General features: G+C 71.5%; 13 protein-coding genes. 8 read left to right on the top strand and 5 right to left on the bottom strand.

Annotated elements, in window-relative coordinates:
• Together FLM69_RS01610 and FLM69_RS01605 are read right to left on the bottom strand one after the other, a co-directional pair.
• Positions 1-657, bottom strand: coding sequence for an MBL fold metallo-hydrolase (locus FLM69_RS01610; RefSeq protein WP_036338953.1), 657 nt, complete (start codon positions 655-657; stop codon positions 1-3).
• On the bottom strand, positions 657-1,751 hold the full coding sequence (locus FLM69_RS01605; RefSeq protein WP_141842781.1) for an S-(hydroxymethyl)mycothiol dehydrogenase: 1,095 nt from the start codon (positions 1,749-1,751) through the stop codon (positions 657-659). Before FLM69_RS01605 ends, FLM69_RS01610 begins: the two co-directional genes overlap by 1 nt.
• Positions 1,752-1,956: 205 nt before the next feature.
• Between FLM69_RS01605 and FLM69_RS01600 the strand changes: the two genes are divergently transcribed.
• From FLM69_RS01600 to FLM69_RS11480, 3 genes are all read left to right on the top strand, one after another.
• Entirely contained in the window at positions 1,957-2,214 is a 258-nt protein-coding gene (locus tag FLM69_RS01600; RefSeq protein ID WP_113914436.1) for a hypothetical protein, read from the top strand.
• A gap of 1 nt (position 2,215) precedes the next feature.
• Entirely contained in the window at positions 2,216-3,037 is an 822-nt protein-coding gene (locus FLM69_RS01595; protein WP_141842780.1) for an SOS response-associated peptidase, read from the top strand.
• 240 nt (positions 3,038-3,277) lie between these two features.
• Positions 3,278-4,492, top strand: coding sequence for a hypothetical protein (locus tag FLM69_RS11480; protein ID WP_255502646.1), 1,215 nt, complete (start codon positions 3,278-3,280; stop codon positions 4,490-4,492).
• Positions 4,493-4,560: 68 nt separating this feature from the next.
• On the opposite strand, the gene FLM69_RS01580 is transcribed toward FLM69_RS11480, so the two are convergent.
• Together FLM69_RS01580 and FLM69_RS01575 are read right to left on the bottom strand one after the other, a co-directional pair.
• A complete protein-coding gene (locus tag FLM69_RS01580) occupies positions 4,561-5,031 on the bottom strand; it encodes a PKD domain-containing protein (RefSeq protein ID WP_004167595.1) in 471 nt (156 codons plus the stop codon).
• A gap of 494 nt (positions 5,032-5,525) precedes the next feature.
• Complete coding sequence (locus FLM69_RS01575; protein WP_141842778.1) at positions 5,526-6,245, bottom strand: DUF6318 family protein; 720 nt, start codon at positions 6,243-6,245, stop codon at positions 5,526-5,528.
• A gap of 475 nt (positions 6,246-6,720) precedes the next feature.
• On the opposite strand from FLM69_RS01575, the gene FLM69_RS01570 reads away from it, so the two are divergent.
• The 5 genes from FLM69_RS01570 to pgsA all read left to right on the top strand — a co-directional run bounded on the left by FLM69_RS01570 (position 6,721) and on the right by pgsA (position 14,158).
• The gene (locus FLM69_RS01570) at positions 6,721-7,047 is read left to right on the top strand and encodes a DUF6504 family protein (RefSeq protein ID WP_036338972.1); all 327 of its coding nucleotides are present in this window, start codon (positions 6,721-6,723) and stop codon (positions 7,045-7,047) included.
• Positions 7,044-10,742, top strand: a complete 3,699-nt coding sequence (locus FLM69_RS01565) for a DNA polymerase III subunit alpha (RefSeq protein WP_141842777.1) — start codon at positions 7,044-7,046, stop codon at positions 10,740-10,742. Before FLM69_RS01570 ends, FLM69_RS01565 begins: the two co-directional genes overlap by 4 nt.
• Before the next feature lie 109 nt (positions 10,743-10,851).
• Positions 10,852-12,870, top strand: a complete 2,019-nt coding sequence (gene thrS, locus FLM69_RS01560) for a threonine--tRNA ligase (RefSeq protein WP_141842776.1) — start codon at positions 10,852-10,854, stop codon at positions 12,868-12,870.
• Positions 12,867-13,547, top strand: coding sequence for an HIT domain-containing protein (locus FLM69_RS01555; RefSeq protein ID WP_036340811.1), 681 nt, complete (start codon positions 12,867-12,869; stop codon positions 13,545-13,547). The genes thrS and FLM69_RS01555 overlap by 4 nt, the downstream gene beginning before the upstream one ends.
• Positions 13,547-14,158 carry a phosphatidylinositol phosphate synthase gene (gene pgsA / locus FLM69_RS01550; protein ID WP_063189619.1) on the top strand — a complete coding sequence of 204 codons (612 nt, stop codon included), beginning with the start codon at positions 13,547-13,549 and terminating at the stop codon, positions 14,156-14,158. The genes FLM69_RS01555 and pgsA overlap by 1 nt, the downstream gene beginning before the upstream one ends.
• A 24-nt stretch (positions 14,159-14,182) precedes the next feature.
• Here the strand turns inward: pgsA and FLM69_RS01545 are convergent, their stop codons facing one another.
• Positions 14,183-14,701: an aminoacyl-tRNA deacylase gene (locus FLM69_RS01545; protein WP_069941367.1), complete on the bottom strand. Its 519-nt coding sequence runs from the start codon at positions 14,699-14,701 to the stop codon at positions 14,183-14,185.
• Positions 14,702-14,707 lie beyond the last annotated feature (6 nt).

Here is a 14,707-nt window from a genome sequence, read left to right as displayed (position 1 = left end):
TCAGTGGCCGCGGTCGATCCACTCCTGCAGGTGCGGCTTCTCCGTGCCGATCGTGGTGGAGTCGCCGTGGCCGGTGTGGACCACGGTGGCCTCCGGCAGCGAGAGCAGGCGCTCGCGGATGGACTCGATGATCGTGTCGAAGTCCGAGTACGAGCGGCCGGTGGCGCCGGGCCCGCCCTGGAACAGGGTGTCGCCGGAGAACACGACGCCGGTCGGGGCGCCGTCGTCGCCGGCCTCGCCCAGGGCGGGGGCGTACAGGCAGACCGAGCCGGGGGAGTGGCCGGGGGTGTGCAGCACCCGCAGCTCGACGCCGGCCACGCGCAGGACGTCGCCCTCGGCGAGCGCGCCATCGGGCTCCTCGTCGGGGAAGACGTCGTCCCAGAGCATGCGGTCGGCGGGGTGGAGCAGCGCGGGGGCGTCCACCATCTGGCGGAACTCCTGGACCTGGCGGATGTGGTCGTCGTGGCCGTGGGTGAGGACGATGGCCAGCACCTGGCGGCCGTTCACCTTCTTCCAGACGGCCGAGGCATCATGGGCCGGGTCGATGACGACGCACTGCTCCGCGCCGCCGACGATCCACACGTTGTTGTCCACGTCGAACGTCTCCCCGTCCAGGGAGAACGTGCCGGAGGTGACCAGGTGATCGATGCGCGCCATCAGAGCACCACCACCGAGCGCAGGACCTCGCCGGACTTCATCGTCTCGAAGGCCTCGTTCACCTCGTCCAGGGCGATGGTCTCCGTGACGAACTCGTCCAGCGGCAGGCGGCCCAGGCGGTACTGGTCCACGAGCATCGGGAAGTCGCGCTCCGGCAGGCAGTCGCCGTACCACGAGGACTTCAGCGCGCCGCCGCGGCCGAAGACCTCCAGCAGGGGCAGCTTCAGCTCCATGCCGGGGGTGGGCACGCCCACCAGGACGACGCGGCCGGCCAGGTCCCGGGCGTAGAACGCCTGCTCGTAGGTCTCCGGGCGGCCGACCGCCTCGATGACCACGTCGGCGCCGAAGCCGCCGGTCGCCGCGCGGATGGCCTCCACGGGGTCCTCGTCCTTCGAGTTCACGGTGTGGGTGGCGCCGAGCTCCTCGGCCTTCGCGAGCTTCTTGGCGTCGATGTCCACCGCGATGATCGTGGTGGCGCCGGCGAGCTTCGCCCCGGCGATCGCGGCCACGCCGACGCCGCCGCAGCCGATCACGGCCACGGACTCGCCGAGCTTGACCTCGCCGGTGTTGATGGCCGCGCCGATGCCGGCCATGATCCCGCAGCCGAGCAGGCCGACCGCGGCCTGTTCCTTGGGAGTGTCGACGCCGTCGACCTGGGTGCACTGCTTGGCGTGGACGAGCGTCTTGTCCGCGAACGCCCCGATGCCCAGGGCCGGGGACAGCTCCGTGCCGTCCTCGAGGGTCATCTTCTGGGTCGCGTTGTGGGTGTTGAAGCAGTACTTCGGCTCGCCCTTCCGGCACGCGCGGCACTCGCCGCACACGGCGCGCCAGTTGAGGATCACGGTGTCGCCGACCTTGAGGTGGTCGACGCCCTCGCCGATCGCGGAGACCACACCCGTGGCCTCGTGGCCGAGCAGGTACGGGTACTCGTCCCCGATCCCGCCCTGCTGGTAGTGCAGATCCGTGTGGCAGACGCCGCAGGTCTTGATGTCGACGACGGCCTCGCCGGGTCCCGGATCGGGGATGACGATGGTCTCGACGGTGACGGGGGCGTCCTTCGCCATGGCGACGACGCCGCGGACCTTCTGGGACACGTTGTTCCTCCTGGTGGTGGGGTTCTGCCCGATGCCGCGCATGCGTGGGGCGGCGCGGCGTGCGGGCTCGTTCTGCCCATCCCATCACAGGACCCTGTGCGACGCATCGGTGAGCGGCCGGGGGGCCTGGTGTGTGGCGTCACCACGACGGCCGGGGGAGACTGCAACCGGACCCGCAACATCGATGCGAACGGAGGGGCGAACCGTGGCACGACATGGCAGAGACGAGGACGAGGCGTCCGAGGCTCCGGAGGCTCCAGCCGGGGCTCCGGCCGGTGCCGGCACGCTCGCTCAGTGGCGCATCCCGCTGGTGGGGCTGCTGATCGGCGTCGGCCTGGGAGTGGTGTTCGGACTGGGCACCGAGAGTCCCTGGGGCAATGTGCTCGGCTGCGCGATGATGGGCTTCGCCCTCGGCATCGCGTGGATGTATGTCGAGCGTGGCCGGGACGGGAGGGACCGCTGACGTGTGCGGCCGCTACGTGATGGCCCGCGCCACGAGCGACCTGGTGGCCCTGGGCGATGCCGAGACGAATGAGGAGCTGGTGCTCCGCCAGAGCTGGAACGTGGCGCCGACAGCCGAGGTGCCGATCCTCGTGGCGCACGCGGATGGCGTTGGCGTCGGAGTGACCCGGCGGATCCACGTGGCACGCTGGGGCCTGGTGCCGCCGTGGGCGAAGGAGCTGTCCGTGGGGTCCCGTGCGTTCAACGCGCGCTCGGAGACCGTGGCCTCCAAGACGACGTTCCGGGCCGCCGTCCGCGCCCGCCGCTGCGCCGTGCCGGCGGAGGGCTACTACGAGTGGAAGACGCCGGAGCCTGGCGCCAAGGGTCCCGACGGGCGGGCCGCGAAGAAGCAGCCCTACTACGTGCACCCGGCCGGGGCCGGGGACGGCGAGGGGCCGGTCATCTGGTTCGCCGGCCTGTACGAGTGGTGGCAGGACCCCGAGGCCAAGGCCGCGGGGGAGGACGCCTGGGTCCTCTCGACGACGGTCCTCACCATGGCCGCGCCCGACGCGGACGACGACGAGCCGGTGCTCGCCGCGCTCGGCCAGCTGCACGACCGGCTACCCGTGCCCATGGGCGCCGAGACGATGGACCGGTGGCTCGCTCCGGACACGCTCGGGTCCGCCGAAGAAGCCGACGCCCTCGTGGGCCAGGTGTGCGCCGGCGCGTACGACGTCGCGGCGGGCTGGTCGCTGCGGCCCGTGGGGGGCGCCGTGGGGAACGTCCGGAACAACGGGCCGGAGCTGATCCAGGAGATGAGAGAGCAGCAGGGCACGCTGCTCTGAGAGACGGGGCGACGACGGTGATCGGCCCGTGAGACGCGGGAGCGCGGTGCCGCGGCATCGTGACCGGATCGAGACGGATCCGAGACCGTTCTGAACTCCCCCTGAGAATGGGCTCTGCGTAGCGTGGGTGTCACCGGGCCGGTATGAGCGCCGCATCTTTTGGAGGGGTGCCACGGTGAGGCCGGTGAACCGCAGTCCGTCACCCGAGCCCGCGTGGCCATTCACCAGGAGCGTCCTGCCATGATGTCGTCCCCGTCCTCGTTCAAGGTGTCCACCCGCCCGTTCGTCCCGACCACCCGCCCCGCCCGTCTCGCCGCCGCCGCGATCCTGACCGTGAGTCTCTTCGCCGGGGCCGCGCCCGCCGTCGCCGTGGAAGAGGCGGGACCCACCGTCTCCGAGGGGGTGTGTGACTGCGCGTGGGGCCCGGAGCCGGCGCCCGGCCCGGGCTTCGAGCTGCCTGACCTGGCCTCCCGCTGGACTCCCGAGCAGGGCATCCGTTCCGGCACGTTCCGCCAGATGGTGCCGGGCCTCGTCGTCATGGAGGGCTTCTTCGACCTGCGTCAGGACCAGATCGCGCTCACCGTCGCCCCGTACAGCATGGAGACCGGCCACGGTGACCAGGTGGCCGTCCCGTTGGTGTACGACGACGTCTACTCAGACCTCGGTGCGGTGCGCGTGGCGGATGCGCGGGCGCTGCTCGGCGAGGCCGGAGACGGTCATCTCCTGTTCACCCTGTCCGTGGACGGTACCCCGGTGGCCGCCGCCCTCTATGACGAGGCCGCCGGCACTCCGGAGGGCGACATAGGCCCTTCTGCCGGGCTCGTCTTCGCGTGGGGCGAGCACAGCCTGGCCGACCCCGTGTTCGGGGACTACCCCGAGCGGTTCCTCACGCTGCAGCACGCCGAGCCGGGCGTGCTGCTGCCGTTCCGGTCCGAAGGCCTGGGCGACGACGCGGCGGTCGCGGAACTCTCGTGGGGTCCGCGCTGGGGTGCCCTCTGGCGCGACACCACGTTGGACTTCTTCACCGGGTTTCACTACCTCGCCGACGCGACATACCCGACCGACGATCGCCTCGTCCTCGACTGGTCGCTGGACGGGGTGACTAAGAGTGAGGACGTCATCATCACCCAGGACGCGGAGCGGTCCGACGTCTTCGCGCTCGTCGAGTTGCTCGCGGACGGGCAGAAGCCCCGGGCCCTGAACGTGCCGGCGGAGGAGGACGCCCCGTCTCCCGGTGAGGCGGACCCGGTGCCGCCCGCCGAGCAGGAGCCCGTCGACACTCCGGCCCCCGTGGCCGGGGAGGAACCGGGGGAGGGAACGGGCGGGGAGGAGGCCCACACGACCCCGGACACGGTCGAGACCGGGCGTGAAGTTCCGGCGGGCGCGCTCGGAGCGCTCGCGGCCCTCGGCGCGGGACTCGTGCTCATGGCCCGGGGGCGGGTGCGCCAGGTCTGACACACCCGGCCGACGAGTGGGCCGCGGGGCGGTGGACGGGAGACCGTCGGCCGCCCCGCGGTCTGTGCTCAGCCGGCCGGAGCGGATTCGATGGGGCCGGTGCAGCCCCAGGCTGAGGAGTCGACGCTGCAGTCATCGGCGACATTGCGGGTGATGGTGCGCCAGATGTTCGCGGTGACAGGGGCCGAGTCGAGGCTGATGGTGCCCGGGATGAGCACCCACTCGCCCCCGGCCTCCCGGTATTCGCCGATGTACACGGTGGTGAGGCGGACCGTGTACTGCCCGGTGTCCTCGTACACGTGGCTCGTGGGGGTGGGGACGTTGAACTCCGGCTGGCTCTGGCCTGCGACCGAGGTGGTCTTGGTGGGGGACCCGTCCCCGTAATCCCAGTGGAAGCTCACCGGCGTGGCGCGGAGTTCGACCTCGACCCCGTTGAGGGTGGTGACGAGCGTGCGCGTCTCGGCGTCTGCGTAGAAGTTGGTCTCCGCATTGCGGATCCCGCGTCCGCCGTTGTCCGACCGGATCTCAGGCTCCAGCACGAGGAGCGTGCGGACCTCGTCGATGGAGACGGGCGGGGCGCCGTCTGCTGCTGGGGCTGGCGAACCCGCAGTAACGCATTCCGGCCGGCTGTAATAGGGATCCCTATCTGGGCGAGTTGTGTCGACGAACTGCTCACGTACCCATGCCCCTTCTGGGCAAAAGGCCTCGGTCTGTTCGCGACACGTCCCAAAATCGGAATTATTCTCTTGATTCGGAAAACAGGCGTCTACAGTGCGCTGCTCGATTGCCGGCTTTTCTCTGGCTCTTGGAGCGGCAACTTCTGATACCGGTTCGGAGGCCGGCTGAGGGGGCTGTGTTCGCGACTGTTTCTTGCACTGCGTTCGAATCCTAAATTCGACGTCTTCTCGCTTGCCACTAATGGGAACATCGGTGCAGGGCTTCGCGCGCTGTGCGTGTGCCGATGGCGCTTGAATCAGCGTTAGGGCAATGCAAGCAGTTACTATCGCAATCAAAATACGCGGGATGGAAGGCATTATTGAGCATCCTGGTGATTTTGCATCTCATCGATCACCCAGTGGCCCTTGGAGGGTTCGTAGACTACGTCGGCCAGCCAGGTCTCGTCGTGAGTTTCCACCCCACTGGCAGAGTCGTCTCTAACGCCCTGCGAGTCGAAGACCTCTACAGCGGATGCGTCACGAACAAGAGTAGCGGTGTAGCCAAACTCTGACGGGGTGAGAGTCAACGATTTGATCGAGGTGCGCTCTCCCGTCGACCAGCCACCTTCTTTGTAGTGTTGGGCAGTTGAGTCGGATACGGCTTGGCAAAGCTCGCAGTATTCGCTGTATGTCGAATCAAAATCAGCAGTTTCTCCGGTCTGGTCAGTGTAGTAAATGGCCTCCCAGAAATAGCGAATCGCCGCCTCGGCGCCCTCCTTGGTCTCTTCCTTCATGGCGGCGGGCATCTCCGGCTTGGGCACGTTCTGAGCGGGGCCGTCGGCAGACGCGGGCATGTATTCGCCGGACCCGCTCGTCGTGGCCGCGGGGGATGAGCTGACGCCTGCGGTCTCGCTCGTGCTCGCGGGCGCGGACGTCTCGACGGCGGGCTTGGCGGACGAGGGCGACGTCGTCGACGACTCGGCGGGCTCGGACTGTCCGCCGCAGGCGGTCAGCGCGAGCGCCAAGGCCACGCTGAGCGTGCCGGCCTGGGCGAATCGGTGGCGGCGCAGGGCGCGCCCGGGTGCGGTGAGAGACATTTCCCCTCCAACTGGACGTCCGTCGTGTGTCCGCGCCTCCCGCGCTGATCCCGCAGCGCGGTGCCCGTGGCATGCGAGGCCCGGTTGGTTCGGAGTATACGCAGACGGATTGTGGTCCTGCTCGCATTGTCCACAGGGCCGTGCCGACGCACTTCTTCCGGCCCAAGAGACGATTTTCTCGTGCATGTGCGCCCCAGGGTCGGATTCGAGGTCCCCCGCCAGGACTCGGCCAGCCGGTCTCACGAAAAGGGCGTTCCCGGCCTCGCTCGTCTCGGGGCGATGCGTCCTTAACGTGTCCGGCGGCCACCCTACGTTCGCCTCCATCGCATTCGAACACATATTCGAGTACGATCGGGGGTGCGGCCCCACCTTCCCACTTCTTCCCCGCGTCCGGTCCGCCGGACGGGCCGCGCTCCCATCGCCCGACGGCATCCCGTCGTCGGTCCGGTCAGCAGTGCACAGGGAGAGAAGCAGAATGGGAGTCCTCACACAGTCGGTGGCGGTGGAGTGCGGGGCAGACGGTACCCCGCAGGGGCTGCGCTGGAACGGGCGGGACTACGTCCTCGCAGAGCGCCCCGTGCGCTGGTTCGAGCGGCGCCGCTGGTGGGCGGAGGAGGTCCGCGCGGAGAAGGGCCGCGGCGCCGGTCTCGTCGACCACGAGATGTGGCGGCTGCAGGTCCGCCTGGCCCGGGCCGGCGCCGCGCCCCTGCAGACCCTCGACGTCGCCCACCACCTGGACTCCGGCCGGTGGCGGCTCGTGCGCGTCCACGAGCACGCCCAGGACCTGAGGCGGTCGGCATGAGCCAGGCCGCCGCGGCCGGACGCACCGCCGCCCCCTTCGCCCACCTGCACGTCGCCTCCGCGTTCAGTGCCCATTACGGGGTCAGCTGGCCCGAGGACCTCGTGGCCGCCGCCGCGGCCGCGGACATGGACCTGCTGGCCTGCACCGACCGGGACGGGCTCTACGGCATGGCCAAACACGTGGGCGCCTGCCTGCGCCACGGCATCACCCCGATCGTGGGCGTGGACCTGGCCGTCCGGTGGAGCGAGGACGAGGACGCCGGCCGCGTGGTCGTGCTCGCCCGAGGAGGCTGTCATGGCTCCGGCTACCGCTCCCTGTGTGAGCTCGTCTCCGCCGCCCACGCCCGCACCACCGGGGGAGCGGCGGGCGGCAGCCCGTGGGCCAGCGTCGCCGAGCTCGCCGCCGCGGCGGCCGGCCGGGTCCCCACCGCCGCCAACCGGGACAACCCGCCCACCCCCGAGCTGTTCGTCCTCCTCGGCCCGGACTCGGACGTCGGCCGCCACCTGGCCCGCCGCCGGTACGCGGCCGGCCTCGCCGCCCTGCGCCGCTGGAAGGCGGCCCTGCCCGCAGGCAGCCCCCACGCCGACGTCGTCACCCACCTCTCCGCCCCCGGCCACCGCCTCGACACCGGGCACGCCGTGAAGACCCTCCGCGCCGCCCGCCAGGCCCGCATCCCCGCCGTCCTGACCAACGCCGTGCGCTACGCGGCCCCGGACGGTGCCGCCACCGCGGACGTCCTCGACGCCGTCCGCGCCCTCAGCTCCCTCGACGCCCTCCACGACCTGCAGCCCAACGGGCAGGGCTGGCTCAAGTCCACCGCCGCCATGCACCGCATCGCCCACGAGGTCGCCTCCGCCGCCGACGACCGCCCCGCCCCCCTGCTCGAGGCCACCCGCCGCCTCGCCGAGGCCTGCGCACTCGACCCCGAGACCGACCTCGGCTGGGGCGTGCCTCGCGTCCCCGAGGCCGCCGTCATCGGCATCGACGGCCCCCCGGAGCACGTGCTGCGCGAGCGCACCCGCACCGGCCTCCTCGCCCGCTACCCCCACCTCCACACCGGAGGAGGCCTCCCCGGCACCAGCCAGGCGGCCCGAGACCTGCAGGACCGCGCCGAACACGAGCTCGGCATCATCACCCGACTCGGCTTCTCCTCCTACTTCCTCACCGTGGCCGCCGTCGTCGACCTCATCGAGGGCATGGGCATCCGCGTGGCCGCCCGCGGCTCCGGCGCCTCCTCCCTCGTCAACCACGCCCTGCGCATCTCCCATGTCGACCCCATGGCCAACGGCCTGATCATGGAGCGCTTCCTCTCCACCGACCGCTCCACCCTCCCGGACATCGACATCGACGTGGAGTCCGCCCGCCGCCACGAGATCTACCACGCCGTCGTCGAACGCTTCGGCGCCGAGCGCACCACCCTCATGAGCATGCAGAACGCCTACCGGGCCCGCGGCGCCGTCCGCGACGCCGGCCTCGCCCTCGGCATGCCCGAACCCGAGGTGGACGCCATCGCCAAGCAGCTCTGGCGCTTCTCCGCCTCGAACTTCCGCGAAGCCCTCCAGCGCATGCCCGAACTCGGCGGCCTCTCCCGCCGCATCGAGTCCGGCCGCGCCGAGGGCGACCGCCAGCTGGACTTGCTCGTCGACCTCACCGAACGCCTCGACCGCCTGCCCCGCCACATCTCCATGCACCCCTGCGGCGTCATCCTCGGCGACGCCACCCTGCTGCACCGCACCCCCGTCCAGCCCTCCGGCATGGGCCTGCCCATGAGCCAGTTCGACAAGCACGACATGGACCCCATGGGCTTCCTCAAGCTCGACATCCTCGGCGTGCGCATGCAGTCCGCCATCGCCTACACGATCGCCGAGGTCGAACGCACCACGGGCGAGCGCATCGACCTCGAACAGGTGCCCCTCGACGACGACGCCACCTACGCGATGATCCGCACCACCCACACCCTCGGCTGCTTCCAGATCGAGTCCCCGGGCCAGCGCGAACTCGTCGGCAAACTCGCCCCCCGCGAGTTCAACGACCTCACCGTGGACATCTCCCTCTTCCGCCCCGGCCCCATGCAGTCCGACATGGTCCGACCCTTCCTCGAACAGCGGCACGGCTGGGCACCCGCCCACTACCCGCACCCCGACCTGCGGCCCGTCCTCGCCGAGACCCACGGGGTCACCGTCTTCCACGAACAGGACCTGCGCACCATGGACGTCATGACCGGCTGCGGACTGGCCCGCGCCGACGAGCACCGCCGCCTCCTCGGCGGCCCGCAGGAACACCTCGTCGAAGAGGCCTTCCGCACCGGCGCCCTCGCCCGCGGCTACTCCCTCGACGTCATCGACGAGGTCTGGGCCACCCTCTCCGCCTTCGGCTCCTTCGGCTTCTGCAAGGCCCACGGCGCCGCCTTCGCCGTCCCCACCTACCACTCCGCCTGGCTCAAGACCCACCACCCCGCCGCCTTCATGGCCGCCATCCTCGAACACGACCCCGGCATGTACCCCGCCCGCCTCATGGTCGCCGAGGCCCGCCGCATGGGCATCCCCGTCCTCCCCGTGGACGTCAACGCCTCCTCCCGCCACGTCCACGTCGAATGGGTCCCCGCCCACCCCGAGGTCGACGACGGCGCCCCCGGCCGCTGGGGCATCCGCCTGCCCCTCACCAGCCTCTCCGGACTCAGCGAAGCCGAGACCGACCGCCTCGACGCCGGCCGCCCCTACCGCTCCCTCGCCGACGTCCGCGACCGCGCCCGCCCCACCGCCCGCAACCTCGAACGTCTCGCCCAGCTCGGCGCCCTCGACTGCCTCCTCCCACCCGGCGGCGCCTCCCGCACCGACCTCGTCCACCACCTCGAACTCCAGCACTCCACCACCCGCGGCACCGCCCCCGGCCGCACCGCCCCGCGCTCGCGGTCCGCCCGTCCACGGCAGGTGGAGGGCCAGCTGTCCCTGGACCTGCCGGACACCGAGCTCACCGCCCTCGCCCCGCTCTTCCCGGACCCGGGCCCGGCCGCCCGGGTCCGCACCGAGCTGGAGCTCACCGCCCTGGACGTCACCGCCCACCTCATGGACTCCCACGCCCCGTACCTGGACGCGCTCGGCGTCACCCGGGCGAAGGACCTGCTCGGGCTGCGCACGCAGTCCCGGGTGCTCGTGGCCGGGGTGCGCGTGGCCACCCAGACCCCGCCCATGCGCAGCGGCAAGCGGGTGGTGTTCCTCTCCGTGGACGACGGCACCGGCTGCGTGGACGCCTCCTTCTTCACCGAGGCCCAGCACGCCTCCGGGGAGATGCTCTTCTCCGCCCGCCTCCTGCTGATCGAGGGCACCGTCCGGCGCACCGGCGACCGGGCCGTGTCCGTCCAGGCCGTGCGCGCCTGGGACCTGCACCGGCCCGAGACGCTCCCGGACCCCGACTACCTGGACGCCACCCGGCAGCAGTGGCGGGACTGGCTCGCGGCGGACCGCCGAGCCGCCGCCGCGCGCCGCAGCGGCCGGGCGGGCACCGGGACGCAGCCCCTGCCGGACATCCCGCACCACGGCACGGGCGGCTGGCCCGTGAAGGTGCGCACCGACGTCGGGCCGGCCGGCGGGGCCCGCCCCGGCCGCACGGCACCCGATCGGCCCGCTCCGGAGCACCCCCCGATCCCGGTGCCCCACCCGGAGACGTGGGAGCTGCTGCCCACCCCGGACAGATGAGACCGTCCGCCTCCGTGCCCCGCCGTCCGGCCGCGCCCCTAGAATGGGACGCGGCCGACGGTGGCCCCCGTACGCCACCGATCCCGAAGCCAGACCTCGAAGGAGCACCGTGTCGGAGCCGAAGAACATCCTGCTGACCGTGGACGGAGAGCTGCGGGAGGTGACGCACGGCACCACCGGCCTCGACCTCTTCCGCGAGAAGCCGACCACCGCCGTCATGCGGGTGGACGGCCTGCTCTGGGACCTGGCCCGCGAGATCCCCGCCGGCGCGTCCGTCGAGTCGGTGGACATCACGGAGCCCGAGGGCCTCGAGGTGCTGCGGCACTCCACCGCCCACGTGATGGCCCAGGCCGTGCAGCAGCTGCGTCCGGGCGCCAAGCTCGGCATCGGCCCGTACATCACGGACGGCTTCTACTTCGACTTCGACGTCGACGAGCCCTTCACCCCCGAGGACCTCAAGCAGATCTCCTCGCTCATGCAGAAGATGGTGAAGTCCGGCCAGACCTTCCGCCGCCGCGTCGTGGACGAGGAGACCGCCCGCGCCGAGATGGCGGACGAGCCCTACAAGCTCGAGCTGCTCGGCAAGAAGGACGCCGCGGACACCGCCGGCGAGGGCGCCTCCGTGGAGGTCGGGGCCGGGGAGATCACCATCTACGACAACGTGGACCGCAAGACCGGCGACGCCGTGTGGTGCGACCTCTGCCGCGGCCCGCACCTGCCCTCCACCAAGCTCATCGGCAACGGCTTCGCGCTCACCCGCTCCGCCGCCGCCTACTGGCTCGGCAACGAGAAGAACAAGCAGCTGCAGCGCATCTACGGCACCGCCTGGGCCAGCAAGGACGACCTCAAGGCCTACCAGGAGCGCCTCGCCGAGGCCGAGCGCCGCGACCACCGCAAGCTCGGCGCCGAGCTGGATCTCTTCTCCTTCCCGGACGAGCTCGGCTCCGGCCTGCCCGTGTTCCACCCGCGCGGCGGCATCATCCGCAAGGAGATGGAGGACTACTCCCGTCGGCGCCACACCGAGGCCGGCTACGAGTTCGTCTACACCCCGCACATCACCAAGCAGCACCTCTACGAGGTGTCCGGCCACCTCGACTGGTACGCGGACGGCATGTTCCCGCCCATGCGCATCGACGAGGTCCGTGATCCCGAGACCGGCGAGATCACGCGCCAGGGGCAGAACTACTACCTCAAGCCGATGAACTGCCCCATGCACAATCTGATCTACCGCTCCCGCGGCCGGTCCTACCGTGAGCTGCCGCTGCGGCTGTTCGAGTTCGGCTCCGTGTACCGGTACGAGAAGTCCGGCGTGGTCCACGGGCTCACGCGCGTGCGCGGCATGACCCAGGACGACGCCCACATCTACTGCACCCGCGAGCAGATGAAGGAGGAGCTGACCACCACGCTCAACTTCGTCCTCGACCTGCTCAAGGACTACGGCCTCAACGACTTCTACCTCGAGCTCTCCACGAAGGACCCGGAGAAGTTCGTCGGCTCCGACGAGATCTGGGAGGAGGCCACCCGCACCCTCGCCGAGGTCGCGGAGGCCTCCGGTCTGCAGCTCGTCCCGGATCCGGGCGGCGCCGCGTTCTACGGCCCGAAGATCTCGGTCCAGGCCCGGGACGCCATCGGCCGTACGTGGCAGATGTCCACCATCCAGCTGGACTTCAACCTGCCCGAGCGCTTCGACCTCGAGTACCAGGCCGCCGACGGCACCCGTCAGCGCCCCGTGATGATCCACCGCGCCCTCTTCGGCTCCATCGAGCGCTTCCTGGGCGTCCTCACCGAGCACTACGCCGGCGCGTTCCCGGCCTGGCTTGCCCCGGAGCAGGTCGTGGCCATCCCGGTGGCCGAGGCATTCAACGACTACCTGGACGACGTCGTCGCGAAGCTGCGTGCCGAGGGGATCCGGGCGCGCCTGGACGACTCCTCGGACCGCTTCCCGAAGAAGATCCGCACCGCGGCCAAGGAGAAGGCGCCGTTCGTGCTGATCGCCGGCGGCGAGGACAGGGAGGCGGGCGCCGTGTCCTTCCGCTTCCGCGACGGCACCCAGGACAACGGCGTGCCGGTGGAGGAGGCGATCGAACGCATCGTGAAGGCGGTGCGCGAGCGCGAGGTCACCCCATGACCAGCCCCGGCACCGGCGGATCCGACGCGCGGGCGCAGGCCCGCGCGTCGGCGGACGCCGCCGCCACGGACGGCTTCGAGCTGCCCGGCGCCCCGGACGCCTTCGAGCGGTTCTGGAACGCCCACCGCATGGCGTACGTGTCCAAGGGGACGGGCCAGGTCAAGGACGAGCACACCTGCCCGTTCTGCGCGGCCCCGCAGCGCGACGATGAGGACTCCCTCATCGTCCACCGCGGCCGCACCGCCTACGTGGTGCTGAACCTGTACCCGTACAACCCCGGTCACCTGCTCGTCTGCCCCTACCGCCACGTGCCCCTGTACACGGACACCACCACGGAGGAGGCCGCCGAGATGGCGGAGCTGACCCAGACGGCGATGCTCGCCCTCGGCCAGGCCGCCGGCGCGTCCGGCTACAACCTCGGCATGAACCAGGGGGCGGTGGCCGGCGCCGGGATCGCGGCCCATCTGCACCAGCACGTGGTGCCGCGGTGGACCGGCGACGGCAACTTCCTGCCGATCATCGCCCGGACCAAGAACATGTCGCAGACCCTGGGGGAGACCCGGCAGATCCTCGCGGACGTCTGGGACCGGGCCGCCCGGGACCACGCCGCGCGCCAGGCGGCCAACGCCCGTGCCGCGGGCGAGCATCCTCGCCCGGGGGCCGGAGGCCCCGCCTGATGCTGGACCGTCACGCGCGCGGCGTCACCACCCGCCTGTTCACCCCGGTGGCCCGTACGCTCCTGCGGGCCGGGGTCAGTCCGGACACCGTGACGGTCGTGGGCACGCTCGGCGTGAGCCTGGGCGCGCTCGTGCTGTTCCCCCTGGGGCACCTGTTCTGGGGCACGCTCTTCATCACCGCGTTCGTGTTCTCGGACCTGGTGGACGGGATCATGGCGCGCGAGGCCGGGTCCACCGGCCGCTGGGGCGCGTTCCTCGACTCCACCCTGGACCGTGTGCAGGACGCGGCCGTGTTCCTCGGGCTGTGCCTGTGGGGCTTCGGCGTCGGCGCCGCACCCGCGGTCGGCGCGCTCTCCGGGGCCTGCCTCGCCCTGGGCATGCTCGTCTCCTATGTGCGTGCCAAGGCGGAGGCCCTCGGCTGGGACGCGCACGTGGGCATCGCCGAGCGAGCGGAACGGCTCGTGGCCACCCTCGTGGTCGCCGGCCTCACCGGCCTCGGTCTGCCCCCGGTCGTCCTGGCCGTCACCTTGGGGCTGCTCGCCGCCGCGTCCTTGGTCACCGTCGGCCAGCGCATGGTCGCGGTGCGCCGCCAGGCGCGCGACGACGCCTGACCGGTCCGCCGCAGGACTCGCCCGTCAGTCCGCCGCGATCTCCGCGACGACGGCGCCCGTCACCTGCACGAGGTCGGCGGGGGCGATCTCGACATCCAGGCCGCGTTGCCCGCCGGAGACGTACATGAGTTCCGCGTCGAGAGCGGAGGAGTCCAGGACGACGGGGTGGGGCCGGCGCTGGCCCAGGGGCGAGACGCCGCCCCGCACGTAGCCGGTCCGGCGTTCGACGACGGCCAGATCCGCCAGGGCGAGTCGCTTGACGCCCAGCACCGCGGCGGCGGCCCGCAGGTCCAGCTGACCGGACACGGGCACCACGCATGCGGCGAGCGCGCCGTCGGGGTCCGCCACCATCAGCGTCTTGAACAGTCGGTCGGCGGGCACGCTGAGCGCCCGGGCGACCTGGACGCCGAACCGCTCGCCGCCGGCGTCGAGGGCCACGTCGAAGGTGTGCAGCCGGTACGGGACCCCGGCGGCCTCGAGTGCGGCGACGGCCGGCGTGGCCGCCCCGTGCCGGGCGCCGCGATCCTTCTTGCGCTGGCCCACGGCGGA

The organism is Micrococcus sp. R8502A1 (genome assembly GCF_006704135.1).
Lineage (GTDB): Bacteria > Actinomycetota > Actinomycetes > Actinomycetales > Micrococcaceae > Micrococcus > Micrococcus luteus.
This window is presented reverse-complemented; position numbering and strand designations above follow the sequence as displayed.